At 54.9% G+C, this 20,845-nt stretch carries 19 protein-coding genes; 4 read left to right on the forward strand and 15 right to left on the reverse strand.

Features of this window, described 5'->3' with window-relative positions; translation table 11 throughout:
* Positions 1-45: 45 nt before the first annotated feature.
* The 13 genes from SPV1_RS00190 to SPV1_RS00245 all read right to left on the reverse strand — a co-directional run bounded on the left by SPV1_RS00190 (position 46) and on the right by SPV1_RS00245 (position 13,766).
* Positions 46-492, reverse strand: coding sequence for a low molecular weight protein-tyrosine-phosphatase (locus SPV1_RS00190; RefSeq protein ID WP_009849044.1), 447 nt, complete (start codon positions 490-492; stop codon positions 46-48).
* 13 nt (positions 493-505) lie between these two features.
* A complete protein-coding gene (locus SPV1_RS00195; protein WP_050754717.1) occupies positions 506-1,486 on the reverse strand; it encodes a UDP-glucuronic acid decarboxylase family protein in 981 nt (326 codons plus the stop codon).
* A 68-nt stretch (positions 1,487-1,554) separates the two neighbouring features.
* Positions 1,555-2,904 (reverse strand): UDP-glucose dehydrogenase family protein, encoded by a 1,350-nt coding sequence (locus tag SPV1_RS00200; protein WP_009849046.1) that lies wholly within the window; start codon positions 2,902-2,904, stop codon positions 1,555-1,557.
* 30 nt (positions 2,905-2,934) lie between these two features.
* Positions 2,935-4,476 (reverse strand): hypothetical protein, encoded by a 1,542-nt coding sequence (locus SPV1_RS00205; protein WP_152909235.1) that lies wholly within the window; start codon positions 4,474-4,476, stop codon positions 2,935-2,937.
* A 649-nt stretch (positions 4,477-5,125) separates the two neighbouring features.
* Positions 5,126-5,734 (reverse strand): peptidylprolyl isomerase, encoded by a 609-nt coding sequence (locus SPV1_RS00210; RefSeq protein ID WP_009849048.1) that lies wholly within the window; start codon positions 5,732-5,734, stop codon positions 5,126-5,128.
* Positions 5,731-6,654, reverse strand: a complete 924-nt coding sequence (gene truB, locus SPV1_RS00215; RefSeq protein ID WP_009849049.1) for a tRNA pseudouridine(55) synthase TruB — start codon at positions 6,652-6,654, stop codon at positions 5,731-5,733. Before truB ends, SPV1_RS00210 begins: the two co-directional genes overlap by 4 nt.
* Positions 6,655-6,664: 10 nt before the next feature.
* Positions 6,665-7,672, reverse strand: coding sequence for a DHH family phosphoesterase (locus SPV1_RS00220; RefSeq protein ID WP_009849050.1), 1,008 nt, complete (start codon positions 7,670-7,672; stop codon positions 6,665-6,667).
* A gap of 2 nt (positions 7,673-7,674) precedes the next feature.
* Positions 7,675-8,019 (reverse strand): ribosome-binding factor A, encoded by a 345-nt coding sequence (locus tag SPV1_RS00225; RefSeq protein ID WP_009849051.1) that lies wholly within the window; start codon positions 8,017-8,019, stop codon positions 7,675-7,677.
* A 9-nt stretch (positions 8,020-8,028) separates the two neighbouring features.
* A complete protein-coding gene (gene infB, locus SPV1_RS00230; RefSeq protein WP_231288211.1) occupies positions 8,029-11,145 on the reverse strand; it encodes a translation initiation factor IF-2 in 3,117 nt (1,038 codons plus the stop codon).
* Positions 11,146-11,175: 30 nt separating this feature from the next.
* Positions 11,176-11,793 carry a YlxR family protein gene (locus SPV1_RS00235; protein ID WP_269146626.1) on the reverse strand — a complete coding sequence of 206 codons (618 nt, stop codon included), beginning with the start codon at positions 11,791-11,793 and terminating at the stop codon, positions 11,176-11,178.
* Positions 11,768-12,532 (reverse strand): transcription termination/antitermination protein NusA, encoded by a 765-nt coding sequence (gene nusA, locus SPV1_RS14420; protein ID WP_009849054.1) that lies wholly within the window; start codon positions 12,530-12,532, stop codon positions 11,768-11,770. Before nusA (SPV1_RS14420) ends, SPV1_RS00235 begins: the two co-directional genes overlap by 26 nt.
* Positions 12,529-13,236 carry a transcription termination/antitermination protein NusA gene (gene nusA, locus SPV1_RS14425; protein WP_009849055.1) on the reverse strand — a complete coding sequence of 236 codons (708 nt, stop codon included), beginning with the start codon at positions 13,234-13,236 and terminating at the stop codon, positions 12,529-12,531. Before nusA (SPV1_RS14425) ends, nusA (SPV1_RS14420) begins: the two co-directional genes overlap by 4 nt.
* A 53-nt stretch (positions 13,237-13,289) precedes the next feature.
* Positions 13,290-13,766 carry a ribosome maturation factor RimP gene (locus tag SPV1_RS00245; protein WP_009849056.1) on the reverse strand — a complete coding sequence of 159 codons (477 nt, stop codon included), beginning with the start codon at positions 13,764-13,766 and terminating at the stop codon, positions 13,290-13,292.
* Positions 13,767-13,994: 228 nt separating this feature from the next.
* Between SPV1_RS00245 and SPV1_RS00250 the strand changes: the two genes are divergently transcribed.
* Positions 13,995-14,585: a urate hydroxylase PuuD gene (locus SPV1_RS00250; RefSeq protein ID WP_009849057.1), complete on the forward strand. Its 591-nt coding sequence runs from the start codon at positions 13,995-13,997 to the stop codon at positions 14,583-14,585.
* A gap of 278 nt (positions 14,586-14,863) precedes the next feature.
* Here the strand turns inward: SPV1_RS00250 and SPV1_RS00255 are convergent, their stop codons facing one another.
* Both SPV1_RS00255 and SPV1_RS00260 read right to left on the reverse strand, forming a co-directional pair.
* Positions 14,864-15,682, reverse strand: coding sequence for a substrate-binding domain-containing protein (locus tag SPV1_RS00255; protein ID WP_009849058.1), 819 nt, complete (start codon positions 15,680-15,682; stop codon positions 14,864-14,866).
* The gene (locus SPV1_RS00260; RefSeq protein WP_231288213.1) at positions 15,682-18,252 is read right to left on the reverse strand and encodes a hybrid sensor histidine kinase/response regulator; all 2,571 of its coding nucleotides are present in this window, start codon (positions 18,250-18,252) and stop codon (positions 15,682-15,684) included. The genes SPV1_RS00255 and SPV1_RS00260 overlap by 1 nt, the downstream gene beginning before the upstream one ends.
* A 298-nt stretch (positions 18,253-18,550) precedes the next feature.
* On the opposite strand from SPV1_RS00260, the gene SPV1_RS00265 reads away from it, so the two are divergent.
* The 3 genes from SPV1_RS00265 to SPV1_RS00275 are packed head-to-tail and all read left to right on the forward strand — an operon-like array spanning position 18,551 to position 20,805.
* Positions 18,551-19,309, forward strand: a complete 759-nt coding sequence (locus tag SPV1_RS00265; RefSeq protein ID WP_009849060.1) for a motility protein A — start codon at positions 18,551-18,553, stop codon at positions 19,307-19,309.
* Between the two features lie 21 nt (positions 19,310-19,330).
* Positions 19,331-20,107: an OmpA family protein gene (locus SPV1_RS00270; protein ID WP_009849061.1), complete on the forward strand. Its 777-nt coding sequence runs from the start codon at positions 19,331-19,333 to the stop codon at positions 20,105-20,107.
* Positions 20,107-20,805, forward strand: coding sequence for an OmpA/MotB family protein (locus SPV1_RS00275; RefSeq protein ID WP_009849062.1), 699 nt, complete (start codon positions 20,107-20,109; stop codon positions 20,803-20,805). Before SPV1_RS00270 ends, SPV1_RS00275 begins: the two co-directional genes overlap by 1 nt.
* Positions 20,806-20,845: the final 40 nt, after the last annotated feature.

A 20,845-nucleotide genomic window follows, 5' to 3' on the forward strand; every position in this document is an offset into this window, starting at 1 on the left:
GCACTCTGCAAGCAGTTACCGGTACTTTCTGCTGGTGATTATTATTCATTCTACAACCTCTTTAATCATCGGCGCGAGAACCTTGCTTGCCGCTTCGACATGCAATGCAATCTCTTGCGCACACACATTAAAATCCTGCTGACTCTTCCTGTAGGGATCGGCGACATCTTTTCCCTTCATCGCACCCTGTGAAAAATGACTGATGAGAAACACGCGCCCGTACATATGCGGATATTTCGTTTGCAAGTGTTCCTTTTGATTCTTCTCCATGACAAAAACCATATCCGCCGCCTCCAGCTGCGGACGAAACAGCTGCCTGCCCCGGTGAGCGGAGATGTCCACCCCGTATGCTTTCGCAGCCTGCTGCATCTCTTTTGCAGCAGGATCCCCGACCAGCGCGCCCAGCCCTGCAGAATCAATGGATGCTTTCGGCAGCGCCTTAGCCAGCAGAGCCTCCGCAAAAGGCGAACGGCAGATATTACCAACACACAAAACAAGAATACGGTTAATCAGAGATCTCCCTGCCAGCAACCACGCCGCTGTCTGTCACAAATGTATCAGAAAAATAACGGATTGTTTTTTCCAGGCCCTCTTTAAGCGCAACGTTGGGCTGCCACCCCAGGCTGCTACGAGCCAACGTGATATCAGGCTGACGCTGGGTAGGGTCATCCTGCGGCAGGGGTCTCAAAACAATCGTCGAAGTTGAACCTGTCATGGCGATGATCTGCTGTGCCAGCTCAAGGATTGTGAACTCCACCGGATTACCCAGATTGACCGGGCCGGTAAAATCATTATCTGTAGCCATCAGGCGGACGAAGCCGTCAACCAGGTCATCAACAAAACAGAAGGAGCGCGTCTGGCTGCCGTCACCGTAAATGGTAATCGGCAAGCCCTGAAGGGCCTGCATAATGAAATTGGAAACGACACGCCCGTCATTCGGATGCATGCGCGGACCGTAGGTGTTGAAAATGCGAGCCACCTTGATATTCAGCCCATGCTGTCGGTGGTAGTCGAAAAACAGCGTCTCGGCACAGCGTTTACCCTCATCGTAACAGGAACGAATGCCGACCGGGTTTACGTGACCCCAGTAGCCTTCGGTCTGGGGATGCACTTTCGGATCGCCGTAGACCTCGGAGGTCGAAGCCTGAAAAATCTTTGCCTTGGTTCGCTTGGCCAGTCCCAGCATGTTGATAGCGCCGTGTACGCTGGTTTTAGTCGTCTGTACCGGATCAAACTGATAATGCACCGGTGATGCAGGACAAGCCAGGTTATAGATCTCATCGACCTCCACATAGAGAGGAAACGTAACATCGTGTCGCATCATTTCGAAATGCGGGTTTTGCATCAGATGAACAATATTATCCTTGCTGCCGGTAAAAAAATTATCCACACACAATACGTCATGGCCGTCATTTAACAGCCTCTCACACAGATGTGAGCCTAGAAAACCGGCGCCGCCGGTTACCAAAATGCGTTTTCGAATCATATCAGGCATCGGTCAGAACCTCGTGAGTGGTGAATAGTAAAGCATAAGTAGCCATTGGCGAGAACTGATCAAGTTTCACTATTCCCGGTTAATGGCATGCTCCGTCCTATTGAATAATAGGTGATGCCGTGTTTCCGCATCCGTGACGGTTCATACAGATTACGTCCATCGAATATTACAGGCTCCGACATTGAATCTCCGATCAGATCAAAATCCATCGCCCGGAAATGCTGCCATTCGGTGACGATCACCAGCGCGTCGACATCACACAAGGCCGCTTCGGCCGTCTCCATCAGAGCAAGATCAGAGCGCGATCCATAGATACGCTGACACTCCTGCATGGCCTCCGGGTCGTAGGCCTGTACCTTTGCTCCTGCAGCCCAGAGCGACTCCATCAGCACACGCGACGGCGCCTCACGCATATCATCGGTATTCGGCTTAAAACTCAGCCCCCACAGGGCAAATGTTTTGCCCACCAGCTCACCGGAAAAGTGATCGCTGATCATAGCAAACAGTTTCTCTTTCTGGCGATAGTTGACCGCTTCGACCGACTTGAGCACTTCAGGCTGATACCCGATCGCATCGGCAGTACGGATCAATGCCTGAACATCCTTGGGAAAACAGGAGCCTCCGTAACCGCAACCGGGATAAATGAACTGGTAACCGATACGACTGTCCGAGCCAATGCCAAGACGTACCGCCTCGATATCCGCACCCAGCCGCTCTGCCAAATTGGCAATTTCGTTCATAAAGCTGATCTTGGTCGCCAGCATGCAATTGGCCGCATATTTTGTCAGCTCGGCACTCCGGATATCCATGACAATCAGGCGATCATGATTGCGGTTAAACGGTGCATACAATTCACGCAGTACGTCGGCAACCGTATCGCTGTCTGTACCGACGACTATACGATCCGGCCTCCGGCAGTCAGCAACCGCCGATCCTTCCTTGAGGAATTCCGGGTTGGATACCACATTGAATGCGTATGACACTCCGCGCGATGTAAGCACCTCAGCCACCCTGGCCGAGACCTTGTCGGCCGTACCAACCGGCACTGTACTTTTATCGATGATAATTTTCGGTCCCTGCATATGAGTGGCAATCATCTCCGCCACAGCCAATACATATTGCAGGTCGGCGGAACCATCTTCATCAGGAGGCGTCCCTACGGCGATAAACTGAATCTCGCCATGATTGACGCCCGACTTCGCATCTGTGGTGAAATTCAGACGACCATTCTGATAGTTTTCAATAACGATAGGCGTCAGATCAGGCTCATAAATCGGTATAATGCCTTTCTTCAGGTTATCCACCTTCTCCTGATCGACATCAACACAGACCACATGGTGGCCTACATCCGCCAGAATCGCGGCCTGCACCAGGCCAACATAGCCAACACCAAAAAATGTTACTTTCATAAATTCTCCCTCAGCAGAAATCGCAAGATGTTATAACACCGGCAAGGTAAATAGATAACCGAGCGACAACGACAACACTTTCGCCTTCATCGTACCCTTTGCTGCCTGCATCACGCCATAAGATGCCTGCACACTGAATGCATCCGACAACCGCCAGCCAATGCCAGCATCACTCTGCCAGACCAGTCCGCCTCCTACACCCAGTCCGCCTCCTCCGGCTGCGCCAACCAGCGCATCAGCCTCAACAAACAGAGGAGTTCCCGGCACCGGCAGGTGTAGCCCCGCCCCGACCAGGCCTGTCATATATCCGCCACCCATGCCGCGATAGGCGCCAATACCCTGACCGCTCAGATAAAACCAATCATTGATAAAATAGTCGAGCTGAAAACCGAGCAGGTCGACATTCAGGTTCGCATGATGCGCCCGCCAGTTCGGCGCACCCTTCAGATAACGCTGATTAACCAACCGGATTCGGAAATGGTGCGCCTGATACCCGGCCAGATCAGCCGCATCGACGCTATCTCCCTGTACGTCAGGCGAAAAAAAGTGATACCCCATAGAGGCTGAAACCGATCGGGCTCGAAAGCTCGCCCCCGGCGACACCACATAACCAAGGCCCGCCTGAGCAAACAGATGGTCGCTTAACTTCTGCTGGAAGGCAAGCTGACCATCCAGCAATAAGCCTCCACCGGTTGCCACCGCACCACCGCCGGCAGGGCCAAGCGCGCCGGAAAATTTCAGCCAGCCACCATCCCACAATGGCAGGCGTAAACCGGCGCCAATCAGGATTTGCATATAGCCATTGCTCTTCCCCTGCATGGCTCCCTCGGACTCCACCTTCATATAGAGGTGGTCGCCCAGATAACGGTCCCACTCCACTCCGGCAAGCCCCATAGAACGGTGCTGCGGGGCCCCATTGTCGGTCAGCACACCTGCCGGAATCGAGTAACGGCGATATACCACCGAAAATTCCTGCTCCGCAATGGGCAGATTTCCGCGCGTGCCGGATTCACCGCCAGAAAAGCTGACCCAACCGGGTAACACCAGCGCCTCAAATGGGTAGCTGTAGGAGATGTAGGGTTGAAAGCTGTGAATGGCTCCGTCAGGGAAGTCGACGTAGCTAATGCCGCCGCCGATACGCCCCAGACCGTTCGTCATCAACTCTGCCCCCATATGGTAGCGTAGCATAAGCCCGCCCCCCTGCAGGGTATAGCCGCCACGACCGCCGCCAGCCCCGACAAACAACCCGGTATTGACCCGGACATGCTCACCCAACTGGCGGTGCAGCTCGGCAGCGGCACCGATCGTGATAAAACCGCCTCGCTGACCGGCAAGGGCTCCGTAACCACCGCCACCGAGAGAAAGCCAGTTATTAATATCGTACAGAAAGGTGCCGCCCATCAGCCCCATTTTCTCACCTTGCGGCAACTTCAGGGATTCATACGTTGCGCGAAACTGCGCAGGAGCTGTGGGGTAGTGGTCCGGAGTCTTTGCATCCGCATGCACCTCAGATGCTGAAGCAGAGGAGACCGCACCCATGAGCAGATAACCGGCCAAAAGCAAGTATCTCAATCGGTTAACCACAATAAAACCTATGATCCCGTTGTTCCAGCAACTCGGCTATCTCCTGTTACCATATGTTACCATGTAAGACACATGGCTATATTATTTACAACAACTGACTCTCATACAGGCACGCTACCGCCATTCAGGTGCGATGCAGCTGAATAATCCATCCCTATAATAGCCGCCTCATGTCAGACAGACATAAAGACACGGGCTGATTGTTCCTTACGCTCCCGTCATTTATTTAACAGGAAGCATACATGGCACATATGACATATTGATGGCTATCCGCAACACCAGAGGCTTTTTCACTCTGAACAGGCGTAAAACCAATCAGCAGCCCCCCCCGTGCAGCGCGGAAATCAACATAAAGCAAGTCACAGGCCAAACATGGGCGAGTGCACACTACCGCAAAACAGGCACATTGGCAGCTGAAAGCGGACTACACAGCTATCAAACTGAACGCAGCCGGAACCTCCCATTCAACAGATCAGGAAACTACCGGTTTTTCATACTGGGTTACTCCCCTCCAGAACAATGATACGATGATGGCATGTTTGCGACTTAAAGCTGTAGACCCTGCGATTTTATAGCTGGGAAGTTATAGATGAAAACCCGCGAAGTGCAAGTGGCCCCGACCAGTCATCCTCCTCAATCAGGGTTCGACGCTGACCTTGTTCATCGTATCACCCTGACGGATCTGATCGACCACATCCATGCCTTCAACCACCTGGCCGAAGATGGTGTAGTGGTGGTCAAGATGTGGCTGCGGGCCGTAACAGATATAGAACTGGCTACCGGCTGAATCGGGATCGGATGAGCGGGCCATAGCTACCGTGCCGCGTTGATGCTTGCGATCATTGAACTCGGCCTTCACCTTGTAACCCGGGCCGCCGGTGCCGTTGCCTTTCGGATCGCCGCCCTGCGCCATGAAGCCGGTGATCACACGGTGAAAGGTGAGCCCGTCATAAAAACCCTTGGCCGCCAACACCTTGAAATTGGCCACGGTATTGGGAGCATCATCAGGGTAGAGCTCAATCAGAAACGAACCGTTTTTGGTCTCGATACGGACATGATTGCCCGCCGGAATATCCTTGTCGCCCGCTTTGGGGGCCTTGCTTAATAATCCCACACTACTCTCCTCTGCCGTTGATGACTGATTGGCATTGATCAGCCCTGCTACAGCTATCAATGCCAATGAAATCACGATAATGATTCCGTTTTTTTTCTTCAGTGATTTTATTTTATCCTGCTGCTCTGTCATATATACCTCTGCTGGGCTGTTGGAAGAATGCGTGAAGGATGCAGCACCGTGCGGTGATGTCCAGATTTGAGCATGCCGGTACCGAGCAGCAGTTCACCTGCAAACACACGAACAGGCAGCTGACCATCGCCCGGATCCGGGGCTCCCGATGCGGCCTGCAACTGAATGCGCTGCCCCTGTACAAACCGGCTGGCCATATCCTGCTCAAGCGTTACGCCGGGCATCTCCCTGAGCCACTGTGCCAGCGGCAGCACGCAAGAGTCCGGTTGAGCCTGCAACTGCTCAAGCGTAACCATCATCGCTTCCGGCCAGCCGCCTGTGGAGAGACGACGCAATGCTGTCACGCAGCCGCCCATGCCGAGAGCTGCTCCGATATCGCGCGCCAGAGAGCGAATATAGGTTCCTTTGGAACAATCCACCTGCAATGTCACCAGCGGGAACTCAAAAGCAACCAGCGTGATTGCATGCACGGTAACCGGGCGGGCAGGAATATGCACAGCCTCACCCTTGCGCGCCATGGCATGCGCGCGTTTGCCATCGATACGGATGGCGGAATAGGCCGGCGGAACCTGCTCGATAAGACCTGTAAATGCAGCCAGCGCCGTTTGCACTGCCGCCTGATTCACAGCACCATCAAAACGTGCAACCACCTCGCCTTCGCAGTCGAGCGTATCGGTCTGATAAGAGAGATCAAAACTGACCCGGTAAGATTTGTCGGCACTCAGCCCCATTTCGGCATAGCGGGTGGCTTCACCCAGCAGAATCGGCAGCATACCTGTGGCCAGAGGATCCAGCGTACCGGCGTGACCTGCCTTGATGCGCTTTTCTCCCGGCTGTGTGTAGAGCCGGATCATCGCATTCACCGCCTGCCGCGATGTCCAGCCATACGGCTTGTCGAGAAAGACGACCCCGGAAATCAATGAACCCTCTTCAGAACGAAGAAAGAGAGCGGCTGACTGCTACCTGCACGCGTGCGCGCACCTCATCGAGCGTGCCGGTTAACTGGCAACCGGCAGCATGGACATGGCCGCCGCCGCCCAACTCACCGGCCAGCGCGCCCACATTCACACATGTTTTGCCGCGAAAGCTGACTTTCCAGCGCTCGGCTACAACCTCATCACTACGGATAAACACCGCCACCTCAACACCATCGATACTGCGCGCATAATCAATCAGCCCTTCGGTATCTTCGACATCGGCACCGGTTTTCCGGTAGATATCATCGGTCACATAGACCCAGGCCGAACGGCCGTCATCGCGCATCTCCAGCGTATCCAGACAGGCGGTCATAATATGCAGACCGGAGAGGGAGCGGCTTTCGTAGACCTGTACACTGATCGGCCACGGCTCGGCGCCCGCCTCCACCAGATCGGCAGCCATGCGGTAGACAGCCGGCGTAGTGCTGGCCAGTCTGAAGCTGGCCGTATCGGTCAGAGTCGCCACATAAATGCCGCTGGCACGTGCCTTGTTCAACGGCATATTCATAGCTATCAGCAGATCGAAAATCATCGCACCGGTCGAACAGTAGCGGGCATCCACAATATTGATGTCGCCGAACAGGCGGTTGCTGGCATGATGATCAATATTGATCAGCGTCGGCCCCTCGAACCACTCATCCGGCATGCCCAGGCGACCGCGCGCACCGCAGTCGAGCGCAATAATGACATCAGGCTTTGCGGCATCGGACGGCCAGTCACCCATCTGCACCTGCTCCGAGTGCTCCAGAAACGAGTAAATACGGGGAACACCGTCGCGGTTATGCATCGATATGCGACCATCACCTGCAGCAATCAGCGCATCATAGAGCGCCATCTGCGAACCGATGCCATCGCCATCGGGGTTACAATGGGTAATCAGAACGATGCTTCGGGCCTGACGCACGGCATCAATCACCGGCTGCCAGTTCACATCGGAAAACAACGTCATCGGCGCAGACATATTCAAGGGCGCTCCAGATCCCGGAGCATCTGCAACACATCGCCGCTTTTTTCGAAGTTTTTGTCCCAGCGCAGTTTCAGTTTCGGCAAGCGGTATTTCGGCAGAGCCCTGCGCAGTTCATGCTCAAAGTGCGGCGTCATTTTCTCCAGCGCCTGCATACAGGCCTGCTCATCGCAATCTCCACCGCGATAGACCCAGACCGTCATCACCTGACGGCCGGAGCGCTCCACACGGGTGATACTGACTCCGGAAAAGCGCGGATCAGCCACATCACGGATCAGCAGCGTTGATAGCAGCCTCTGCACATCGGTCAGAAATCGCTGTTGTGTGGCGGACATATTACGCATCAGTCAGCCCTACAGTGTCGCAGCCACTTCCTCGATGATATAAAACTCGAAGCTGTCGCCTTCCTTGATATCGTTGAACTTCTCAACACCAATACCGCATTCGAAGCCGGTCTTGACCTCTTTCACATCGTCACGGAAACGACGCAGTGATGCCAGCACACCATCATACACAACCACGCCGTCGCGCAGTACGCGCACATTCGAGCCGCGGGTGACATAACCGTCGGTGACATAACAACCGGCAATCGCACCGATCTTGGGCGCCTGGAAGACCTCACGTACATCGGCACTACCGGTCACCTTCTCCACCTTATCCGGTGACAACACGCCGGCCATCGCAGCCTTCATATCATCGATCGCATCGTAAATAATCTTGTAGAAGCGCACGTCGATGCCTTCCTGCTCTGCCAGACGCTTGGCCTTGGCCTCGGGACGCACATTAAAGCCGATCACAATCGCATTAGAGGCCGAAGCGAGCATAACATCAGACTCGGTAATACCACCGATACCCTTATGCACAACCTTGACCTTAACCTCGTCGGTGCCGGCCTTGGCCAGTGAGTCAGCCATTGCATCAACCGAACCGGTCACATCGCCCTTGATAACAACAGGCACCTCTTTCATACCGCTCTGCAGGTTGGCAAACAGCTCATCCATGCTGGCGCGTTTCATCGCTTCAGCGCCCTGCTCACGCTCCTTGTCCTTACGATAACGGACAATATCGCGCGCCTGTTTCTCGCTCTCGACGGTAAAGATCTCCTGTCCCGATTCCGGTACAGAGTCCAGACCCAGCAACTCAAACGGTATGGACGGCCCGGCCGTACGATGCTGTTTGGCATTTTCATCAACAATCGCACGAATGCGGCCTGTCACCGAACCGACAACCACGGTATCGCCCTGCTTGAAGGTACCGTTCTGAACCAGCACGGTAGCTACCGGACCGCGTCCGCGATCCAGACGTGATTCAATAACAATACCCTTGCCGCGACGTTTAGGGTTGGCATTGAGCTCAAGAATTTCTGTCTGCAGAGCCAGCATATCCAGCAGCTCATCCAGTCCAAGACCTGTATGTGCGGAGACCGGTACGAAAATCGTATCGCCGCCCCAATCTTCAGAGAGTACGCCATGATCGGCCAGCTGACGCATCACCTTCTCGGGATCAGCCCCTTCCTTATCCATTTTGTTCACAGCCACAATCATCGGCACACCTGCCGCCTTGGCATGATTCAGCGCTTCAATGGTCTGCGGCATCACGCCATCGTCGGCTGCAACAACCAGCACGGCCACATCGGTCATGCCTGCACCACGTGCACGCAGGCTGGTAAATGCCTCATGACCCGGTGTATCGATGAATACCACACGCTCGCCGCTCGCCAGCTTGACCATATAGGCACCGATATGCTGGGTAATGCCACCGGCTTCGCCTGCGGCCACATGCGCTTTACGCAGTGCATCCAGAATCGATGTTTTACCATGATCGACATGGCCCATCACCACCACAACCGGCGGACGTGGCTGCAAATCGGTATCATCATCTTCAGATACGTCTTCAATCAGCACATCTTCAACAGCACCTGCGTTGATGATCTTCGCCTTATGACCGAACTCTTCCACGATCAGCACGGCCGTTTCACCGTCGATGCCTTCATTAACGGTAACCATGCTGCCCATTTCAAACAATTTCTTGACCACTTCCGCACTCTTGATCGCCATACGGCTGGCCAGTTCCTGAATCATGATAGGATCGGTTACTTCCACCGTGCGAACAACGAAGTTTTCGTCATCCTTGGTAATCTGGTTCCGGCGCTTGCTACCGCGAGCAAGCCTTGCCATGCGCTCTTCCTGCTGTGGTGTCAGCACCACATTGCGCTTGGATGCATAATCGCGACGAGCCGCTTTTTCAGCCGGCGACAGACGGCGCTGTCCGCGCTGTGCACCCGGCGCCCCGCGGCGACGCTGCGGCCCGGTTGGCGCTGCCGGTGCGTCGGCAGATGGTGAAATCGCAACAGAAGGAGTACGTCGTGTCATGCCCTGATTGGCGGCTCCACCAGGTCTGGCCCCGGAAGCAGGACGCTGCTGGGTCTTGCGACGGGTCGCACGCTCTTCCGATATTTTCTGTTCAATCTGTTTCAGCGATGAACTCGGCGCTTTCGAGGCTGCAATCTGGGCAGGCGTCAGTCCGCGACGAATAGTTGTGCGCGGCCCCTTATGGCCCGGTGACTGCGCACCCTGAGCAGGCCGCCTGTCCTGAGGCGAGCGATTAGGGCCGCCGGGCGCCTGTCTTGTACGGGCCGGAGCTCCGACCTGACCCGGCCTGCCCTGAGCGGCAGCTCCGCCGGTACCCGCCGGAGTGTTTCTGGTCTGCGCAGCCCGCTGTCTTGCAACGCGTTCCTGATTCGATTTTTCCTGTGCAGCCGTGCGTGCTGCGGCAGCAGCAGCTATTTTGGAGCGTGCCACTTCAGCCGGATTCACTGCGGAGCGTCTGACCACACCCGGCGTATCGGTGGGCTTGCTTGCAACCCCGGCCTGCCTTTTGATCGGCTGTCTGGTGACCGGCGACTTGGTAGCCGTCTCCCGGCTTACAGCAGGCTGCGCTGCGACTTCCGGTTTCGATGCCGGTACTTTCGGCGCCTCTGCAGCAGCCGGTTCGCTTGCCGCGGCTTTTGCATCGGCAGCTTTCTGCTGCTCTGCAGCCGCCTTGTTTGCAGCTTCCGTCAGCTTTCTCTGCTCCACGGCAGCAGCAGCCCGTTGTGCGGGTGCCAGCGGCTTGGCTTTCGGCGCTGCAGCTGCGGGCGTCTCAACAGCATCAGCTTGCGGTGTTTGCTCCGCAACAGTCGGCTGAGCCTTCACCGGCGTGTGCCGTCGGCGAACAGACACTTCAACCGAGCGACCCCGGCCTTCCACACGACCGCCACTACGTGGCTGGCCTGCAACCATCGGCCGATTCAGCGTCAGGGTTTTACCGCCTGTCTTGGCCGGGGCGGCTTCCACCTTGCTCTGCAGAGAAGCACGGATTTTTTTCAGGTCATCGGTATCAAGGGTGCTTGTCGGCCCACTCACCACAACATTACATTGCACGGCCACGCGCTGTATTTCAGCCGCGTCCACACCAAGTTCTTTCGCCAAATCTAGAATACGCTTCGCCATCTGCCCTAATTACCCTGATACCTTCATGCGCCCAAACCAGACGCAATATTGTTTTAATTTTTCTGCCAGTGCGGAGCTATCCAGCGCCGCTACCGCAACCTGTTCCCGTCCGAGCATCCGGCCCAGCCAATCCCGGTCGCTGACAAGAACAAGTGTGTAGCCATGCCCTGCCTGTTTCCTTTTCTCTGCAGCATCCTGCACCTGTCGCGTGAGTGCATCACCTGCATCACCTGCCAGCAGCAACATTACCGGCGCATTATTCCACAGACGATGCATTACCGCATCCCTGCCTGTCGCCACGCCTCGCCGGATACGGGTAAACATCCGCTCCAGCTGCGCATCCAGCACATGCGTAATACGGCCACTGAGCACATTCCACTGCGGCAATGCAACGGAAAAATCGCGCTTCAACACCTGCAAGCGCTTGTCGTTCGTGGCCGCAAGGCAAGCCTCCGACATACAGTGCCATGCACCGCGTCCCGGCAGCTTGTGCAACAAGTCCGGCCATATCTGTCCGTCCTCATCGACAATCAGTCGCAGCATCTGCTCTGCAGGCTGCGACGCCCTGCAGATAATGCAGCGCCGCTCGGGATGACCGGATTCAGTCAAACCAGCCGCATGCCTCACGTGCTGCGATAATCAGGGCATCCGCCTCTTCGCGACTCAACCCTTCAATATCTTCAATCTCATCACCCGCCGCATCAGCAAGCGATTCCACTGTTGTCATCTCGCGCGCAGCCAGTTGTTCTGCAATCTCACGCGTCATACCCGGCAGATCAAGCAGCGTTACCGCAGAGCCTGCTTCTTCGCTACCCTGCTTCAAGGCCTGATCCAGCAACACATTGCGTGCCCGCTTCTGCAGCTCCTGAGCAATCTCGGCATCCAGCCCTTCAATAGCTGCAATGTCTTCGGCAGCACAGTATGCCAGCTCCTCAAGACTGAAGAACCCTTCATCCACCAGCACGGTAGCGAAAGCCTCATCAACATCGAGTCCTTCCTGGAATACGGTACGTGCCTTGACCACCTCTTCATGCCGGCGCTCTTTCTCTTCACCGGTACTCATCAGCTCGATGTGCCAGCCGGACAAGTCGGAAGCCAGACGCACATTCTGTCCGCGACGACCGATGGCGATAGCAAGATTCTCTTCGCTGACCGCAGCCTCAATGGTGTTGGTAGCTTCATCTACCATCACGCGTTCGATTTCCGCCGGCGCCAGCGCGTTAACTACAAAGGCTGCCGGGTCATCCGTCCACTCAATAATATCAATCTTTTCACCGTGCAGCTCATTCACGACAGCCTGCACACGAGCGCCGCGCATACCGACACATGCGCCCACCGGATCCACCGACGGATCGGTTGAGATCACGGCAATCTTGCTGCGCGAGCCGGGATCACGGGCAATCGCTGAATGGTAACAGTACCATCTTCAATCTCCGGCACTTCCTGCTCAAACAGACGCAGCACCATGCCTGCATCAGAACGGGATACAAACACCACCGGTCCTTTCGGCTGATTTCTTACTTCACGCAGATAGGCGCGCACACGATCACCCTGACGGAATGTTTCGCGCGGCAACAGATCTTCGCGATACATCACTGCTTCACCACGTCCCAGGTCAACATAGACATTACCGCGCTCAACACGCTTGACGATACCGGTGATCAACTCGCCCACACGCGGCTCATACTCGGCAATCACGCGCTCACGCTCGGCCTCGCGGATTTTCTGGTTAATCACCTGCTTGGCCGTCTGGGCAGCAATTCGTCCCAGTTCAATCGGCGCCAGCGCCGTGCGGAATTCACTGCCCAACACGGCATCGTCACGCAACGCCTGCGCCTCTTCCACGGTCAGTTCATTGTCCTGATCTTCAACTTCCTCAACGGCGACACGCACGTGAAACAGACGAATCTCTCCGGTATCCCGGTCAATTTCAGCTTCCACGTTCAAGCCGGGGTAGGTTCGACGCGCCGCAGTTTTCAGCGCCTGCTCCATAGCCTCCAGAACCAGCTCTCGATCCACTGATTTTTCACGCGCAACCGCGTCAGCAACCTGTAACATTTCTACATTCATGACCGCATTCTCACCTGTCCGTATAATTGGAAACCATAGCTTCGTTTCCTTATTTACTTTGTCCGGGACACTTCTTTCCAGTTAATGGCCCGCACCACCTTATTCACATCTGCCATTTCAATAACCTGTTCCTGATCCTTCACTCTCTTGCTACCTTCTACCAGCAACATGAAAGCATGATCGGAAACAGGACCGAGATTCCGTCCTTCCTGGCTACTGCCATCGGCAAACATCACCTTTAACCATTCACCCCGATAACGCTCAAAATCGGCGTTGGTAGTCAACGGCCAGTCCAGCCCCGGCGTTGTAACCTCCAGACGAAAAGCGCTCTTGATCAGATCCTCGACATCCAGCTGCAGTGCCAGTCCCCGACTAATCCGCTCCAGCATGCCTGAATCCACACCACCGGCTTTGTCCACAACCACCTTCAGCAACGGGTTATGCCCGCCGCCACCAAGACTGATTTTGATGATCTCAACACCCAGCTCATCGACAATCGGTCTGAGCAACGATTCAATCTTCGATTCCAATACGCTTTACCCGCCTTGCAAAAAACAAAAAAAGCGAGCCGCAGCTCACTTTCAACATGGCGAACCATAGGGAGTCGAGCATTAGAAAGCAACAGACGGCACAATAGATATGTATTATATAATCACACATGCGGGTGTGCGTGTTATGCCCACAATTTGCAAAACCCTTACCTGAGTAAAACAATCGGTTATTATTCGCTTCATTGATACCAATTCAAAGGAGCAACCATGAAAATCTTATCGAACCATAAACTGACTATCATTGCCGGCTTTGTGCTGACAGCAGTGCTAATCGGCATCGCCACTGCTACCGGCGGCGGCCTCACGGGAGACCAACTGCTCGGCGCTGCAGCACGCTGGGGCCATTTCCTGGCAGGCATCACCTGGATCGGTTTGCTGTACTATTTCAATTTCGTACAGGTCCCATCACTTGGTGGCGTATCCGCCGAAACCAAGGCCGACCTGTTCAAGGAGGGCAGCATTGTCCGCCGCGCCCTGTTCTGGTTCCGTTTTGCAGCCATGTTCACCGTATTCTTCGGCCTGCTGCTGCTCTACGGCCTGTGGAGTCAGGGCGGCGCTCGTGCCATAAGCCCGGACATCATGATCGGCGCCACCTTCGGCATCATCATGTGGATCAACGTTGCCTTCATCATCTGGCCAAACCAGAAAAAGGTGATCGGCATCGTTCAGGCCAGCAGCGATGAGAAAGCTGCCGCCGGCAAGAAAGCCCTGATTGCCAGCCGCATCAACACCATGCTCTCCATTCCGATGCTGTTTTTCATGGCATCGAGCGCACACTTTCAGGTATTTGCATCATAACAACTAACAACCTGACAACAGCAGGGGCGCAGCAATGCGCCCCTTTTTTTTAACTCACCACAGAGTACACGAAGGACACAGAGGAAAGACGAAATATCTTTTTGTGATCTATTGGCCGGGACAATGGCGAATATTTTGACTAAGCCGCCACTAACATGCCGCTTCTACCCAACTGGTTTTCCTCTGTGTCCTTTTTCAAAAACAAAAACCTCTATCGCGCGCCGGGAGTGCCGGCACTTGCTCCTCTGTGGTAAAAAAGATTCTGAATCAGCTACCGATTACTTAACAGGAAGATATCCGGATGCACTGAGAATTTTCTGACCCTCTGCAGAGAGCAGGAAGGCGATGAAGTCGCGGGCATAGTCCGGCACCTTCTTTTTATGCAACACATACAGGGAGCGTGAAAGCGGATAGGAACCATCGCGCACATGAGCCGCATCCGGAAAAAACAGACGCCCCTGATCCATCAACCCGATAGCATGAAGATGCCTGTCCGTTCCACCAAACGGTAAAAATCCGATTGCCTGATCACTGATCTGCACCAGCGTTTCCATCTCCCCGTTCGAGTCGACAATCACCGAATCCGTTGCCCAGGCTGCATGAGGATCACTAAGAACATAGTTTACGAACACATATCTGGTACCACTATGCTTCACCTTGTCGACAGTGATAATCCGCCGGTCCGGCCCGCCGACAGCCTGCCAGTTACGCACCTCTCCGCGATAAATCGCAGCAACATCGCCTCTGCTCAACGCATGCCCCGGCAGACTGCGATAAACGGCAGAGGAGACCACTACGGCCACCGCATCATAGCCCACCCGCACACGTTCAATACCATGCATGCGAGCCAGCTCAGGCTCTTCCGGCTCGCGCGACATCATCCCGAGCATCGCACGGCCATCCATGACAGATGCCGCCCCTGCCCCGGAACCACCGCCGCGTATATTGATAGTCACTTCCGGGTGCATTCGGCGATAGGCCTGCGCCGCAGGCTCCATAAAAGCCATCACCGTAGTAGAACCGGCAATATCGATAATCTGGGCATAGAGCGGCTGAGCTAAAAACAGCAGTGCCGGCAGCAACAACAATGTACGCATCACTCGTCCCCTACTGCGGCATGTATCACCTGCTTCAGGCGCGCCGGCGATACCGGTTTCTGAACAAACCCCGCCAGCTTCTTGCCGGTAAATGTCTGAATGGCATCCTGCTCGCTATAGCCACTGGAGAGCACCACCCTGACATCCGGATTGATACGCCGAAGTTCCCGGAAACACTCCTCACCGCCCATCTTCGGCATGGTCAGATCCATCAGCACCACAGCGATCTCCTTCTGCCGACTGCGATACAGGGCCAGCGCCTCCAGGCCGTTGACTGCGCCTACGGCAGTAAACCCCATATCTTCGAGCATCATCATGGCCGTTTCGCGCACGGTCTCTTCATCATCCACCACCAGCACCAGACGACCGTCTCCCCGCCACTGATCTTCCAGCTCCAGCGCCTCATGCTCACCCGTTGCCAGTTCATCGCTGGCCGGAATCAAATATTTAAATGTCGTCCCCTTGCCCGGTTCAGAGTAGAGCTTCAAAGCACCATGATGCCCGCGCACAATGCCAAGCACGGCACTCATGCCCAATCCGCGACCTGTAAACTTGGTGGTAAAAAAGGGATCAAAGATCTTCTGTCGGGTCTCTGCATCCATACCACAGCCGGTATCGCTGACCTCGACATAGGTATAGCGACCCGCCACCGGGATGTCGCCGTAGCAATCCATCAGGTATTCGGCATCAGCATGCATCACGCCGGTGGTAATTGAGATCACACCGCTCTTGCCGCCGATCGCCTCATTGGCATTGGTGACCAGATTCATGATCAGCTGCTGCATCTGCGCTTCATCAGCCTCAACCAAAGGCAGCGTAACAGCCAGCGAATACTTGATTACCACGCCCTTATCCAGAGAAACCTCCAACAGATGGGTAATCTCTTCCACCATCGACGAGAGGTTGATCTGGCGAATAACAAATTTGCCCTTGCCCGAATAGGCCAGCATCTGACGACACAAGACAGAGGCCCGGTCACAGCACTGGACCACACTCTCCATCCTCTCTCGTGCATCCAGAGGGTCACTGATCACCTTGCGACTGGCCAGTGCGGCATTACCAAGAATGGCCGAAAGAATATTATTGAAGTCGTGCGCAATACCGCCGGCCAGCACACCCAGACTCTCCAGCCGCTGCGTATGCTGTATCTGTTTTTCAATACGGTTACGCTGGGCCTCGGCCTTGCGCAACTCCGATATATCCCAGAAGGTGACCACGCAACCAACTACTTCACCACCATCATCAAACAGCGGGTGCGACCAGAACTCCACCGGGAATGAGCTGCCATCACGACGCCAGAACACCTCCTCCCGACAATGCATACGGGTTTTATTACGCAGGGAGCTGAAAATCCTGCTCTGCTGTTCATCGTAGCTCGTTCCGTCGGCATGCGAATGTTGCGCCAGAAGGTGCATATTCCGGCCATACAGATCGTCTGCCGCCTCGTAACCCAACATGCGCACACAGGCCTTGTTGGCAAACGAGCAGCGTCCTTGCAGATCCAGCCCGTAAATCGCTTCGGCGGTAGACTCCAGCAACAGGTTACGCAATTCATTGGACTCACGCTCTTGCCTGCGCCGGTAGCGCGCATAGCTGCGGGCAACAATCAGCCCGGCCAACAGTAAACCGGCCAGCAGCATCAGAATCAGATTCCGTGTCTGCACATAGCCCGCCAGCGCCTCATCCACATCCATCTCCGAGATAATGGCAGCATCAAACAGACGGTCCCACTGCCAGACACCGATCACCGGCACGCCACGATAATCCGGATAAGGAGTAATACTCATCCCGTCCGGTCCATCGAGCATATGCGCCACAGCCAGGGTCGGTTGATTCGAGCCGGACACGTGGACTAACATATTCAGCTCGCTATTCTGGCCCTCTTTCAAACGACCGTTCGCGATCAACTGATTTTCAAAACGACTGGCTGTCAGCATGCGCCCCTGTCGATCCACCAGATAGGTTTCCGTAGATGCGCCGAACTGCCCCAGCCCCGTGGTTTCGTCGAAATGACGCTGCTTATCCAGAACGACTGCAAACACGCCGGCAGCTATCCCCCCCTGATCATAGACAGGCACCATCATCCACATCTGCACATCATGATCACCGATCAATACAGGGTGAGTAATCAACCCTTCACCATGTAGCACATCGCCCAGCGTATCCAGTACCCCCTGAGCGACCACCTTGCCCAGATCCGCATCCCGAAAGCCTGCCCTGATACGACCCTCCGGGCCCAACAGGTAAAAATCCCGAAAATCATGTGAAACCAGCCAGGCTGCAAGACGCAGGCGCAAGGCATAGCGGGAAGCAGGCACATCTGTTCCGGTACCGAGTAACGCAAGCATCAGTTCATGTACCGGCGCATTGGTGGAAAGCGAGGTCGCCTCGGCAATGGCTTCGGTACTTTGCTTTTGCAATACGCGGGCTGTCAGCGTATTGACACCCTGCAATGATCTCGCAGCCGTCAGCAACTCGTGCTGACGAATCTGACCCAGGCTGACCCATGAAACCAGACCTGCCAGCAGAAAAAACAGGGTTGCAATAACCCTGCCCGTATGCGCTGACAATCGATCTTGTATCCGCCCGAACGGCATAGCGCCCCTCCCCGCCAGCTACGATGACCTTGTTAAAAAGTCATCAACGCGCCCGGGAACGGGCGCAAAAGTCAAAAAAGCCATGGGTGGACTTCATACGACTTCAATCAACTGATAAACCCGAACCATACCCGAGGGCCGCTGGCACTGGCAATTGCCCGAAAAGGAGATGAATCAACGCCTAAAGAAAACTAGCACGCTTCTTGCTTACCGACGATAGCACTGCCTTGCAGCGGCAGTTCATACCACCATAAGGATCGGGAGGCCCCCCGTGGATATAGCAACAATCATCGGCATACTCGTTGCATTTGGACTTGTCGTATCAGCCATTGGCGGCGGCATCTCCAGTTTTATCGATCCGCCATCCATGCTCATTGTAATCGGCGGCACCGTCGGCGTATTGCTGGTGGGCTATCCGCTGAAGACCGCCCTGAGTGTTATCGGAATCGTGATGAAAACGTTCTTGTACAAGGTCGACTCAGGCAGCGAAGTCATTGCCAAACTGGTCGAGCTGGCTCAGACAGTGCGCAAGGACGGCATTCTGGCACTGGAGGGCGAAGTAGGAAATATCGACAACAAATTCATGGCCAAGGGGTTACAGATGGCCATTGATGGGCAGGAACCGAGTGTCATTGAGGATATATTGTACAAGGAGATGGACAAGGTAGCTGAGCGCCACGCCTTAGGCGCCGATATGTTTACATCGCTGGGCACCTACGCTCCCTCCATGGGCATGATCGGCACGCTGGTGGGCCTGGTGTTGATGCTACAAAACATGTCCGACCCGTCATCGATCGGACCATCCATGTCCATTGCCCTGCTGACCACTTTTTACGGCGCCCTGATGGCCAATATTCTCTTCCTGCCGATGTCAGGCAAACTGAAAAATCGCAGCAAGCAGGAGATGCTGGTACATGAAATCATTCTGGTCGGTGTGCAGTCGCTGGTAATTGGTGAGAATCCGCGCATCATGGAACAGAAGCTGCTCGGTTACCTGCCTCCGAAAGAGCGCAAATCCTCTTTTGATTAACCCATCGCTCAGATAATTAAAATGGCCAAACGCGATAAAAAACCGGCACCGCTACCGTTTCCCTCCGATCCGGGTGCCGCTCTGTTTCTTGAGTTAATGATGCAGATGCTGGCCTTTTTCATTCTATTGACCTCTTATGCAGTTATTGTGGATGACAAGCGTCTGGCCGCCATCGGCTCATTGGCCGGCACATTCAGTCCTATGCCCCGCGGAGCCAACCTGGATGAAGGAAAGGGACCGGCTCTGCCGACACGCTCCATTGTCGATGGATCAACCGCGCCAAAACGTACTGCCAAAGAATTGACGGATATAGCCAAAGAGCTCGGACAAGGTGACGCCATTGAGATTATGCCGCTGGACAAGAGTAGCCTGCGTATCCGCTTTCCAGAACACATCGCTTTTGCCGCTGGTCATGTAGACCTCTCACCAAAGGCACGGACACTCATCGACAAGCTGGCCATCATTTTTCAAAAGCCGGAAGTCACTGAAATTCAGATAGAAGGTCATACCGATGCAACACCCACCAAAAACAGCGATTATCCGTCCAACTGGGAGCTTTCAGCGGCTCGTGCCATGGCTGTATTTCATGAGCTTGCAGAACAGGGCGTACCCAGAGGCCGCATGATTGCTGCCGGCATGGGTGATCAGCACCCGATCAAGGGGCACCCGGAACTCTCCCGACGGGTGGATATCACACTTAAGTTCCGTCCGGTCACCGATGATGTCAATTATGAAAGCAAAGGCGGCCCTATCCAGACTCACCACCGCCCCGTGGTTGCACTACCGGAGCATCCGTAATGGCCATCAAGAAAAAATGGCCGGTTGAGTACCAGGCGAACACCGAAGCATGGATGACCACATTTGCCGACTTGGTCAGCCTGATGCTTACCTTCTTCATTCTGCTCATCTCCATGTCCACGATGGACAAGACCGGCCTCGCCGATATTGAAGCATCCTTTCGAAAAGCGGTATCCGTACTCAACTCAGGTACAAAAACCGAACTACAGATCATCCCGCCGCTCCAGATGCAGAAATTGATTTCTCCGCGCGAGTTAATGCTGGCGATGCGTCAGAACAGTCGGGCAATCATGAAAAACAGCATCATGGACCATAAGGTGCGAGGTGTGATTCTCAATGACCGCCTCTATCTGCGCATTCCTGATGCCATCCTGTTTGACCGGGGCAGTGCGGTCCTAAAACCGGAAAGCGTCAAGACGCTGGTTAAACTGGCCCAAATGCTGGCCATGTCGCCGGGGAACATCCGTGTACAGGGCCACACCAATGCCAATATCGACCTGGATAACAGTGCGTTTGATGACCCATGGAGCCTGTCTCTGGCCAGAGCGGCATCAGTCTTGCATATACTTGAAGATGAGGGCGTCAGTCCTACCCGGTTATCACTGGCCGGCTATGGCCCGTCTCAACCCATATCAACCGAAGCCACCCCCTTCGGACGCAGTAAAAACCGGCGGGTGGAGATTATGGTTTACCAGTAAGGCAAGCGAGCCCTGTGAATCGCATGGGCTCGACATAAAG

The sequence above is a fragment of the Mariprofundus ferrooxydans PV-1 genome, assembly GCF_000153765.1.
GTDB lineage: Bacteria > Pseudomonadota > Zetaproteobacteria > Mariprofundales > Mariprofundaceae > Mariprofundus > Mariprofundus ferrooxydans.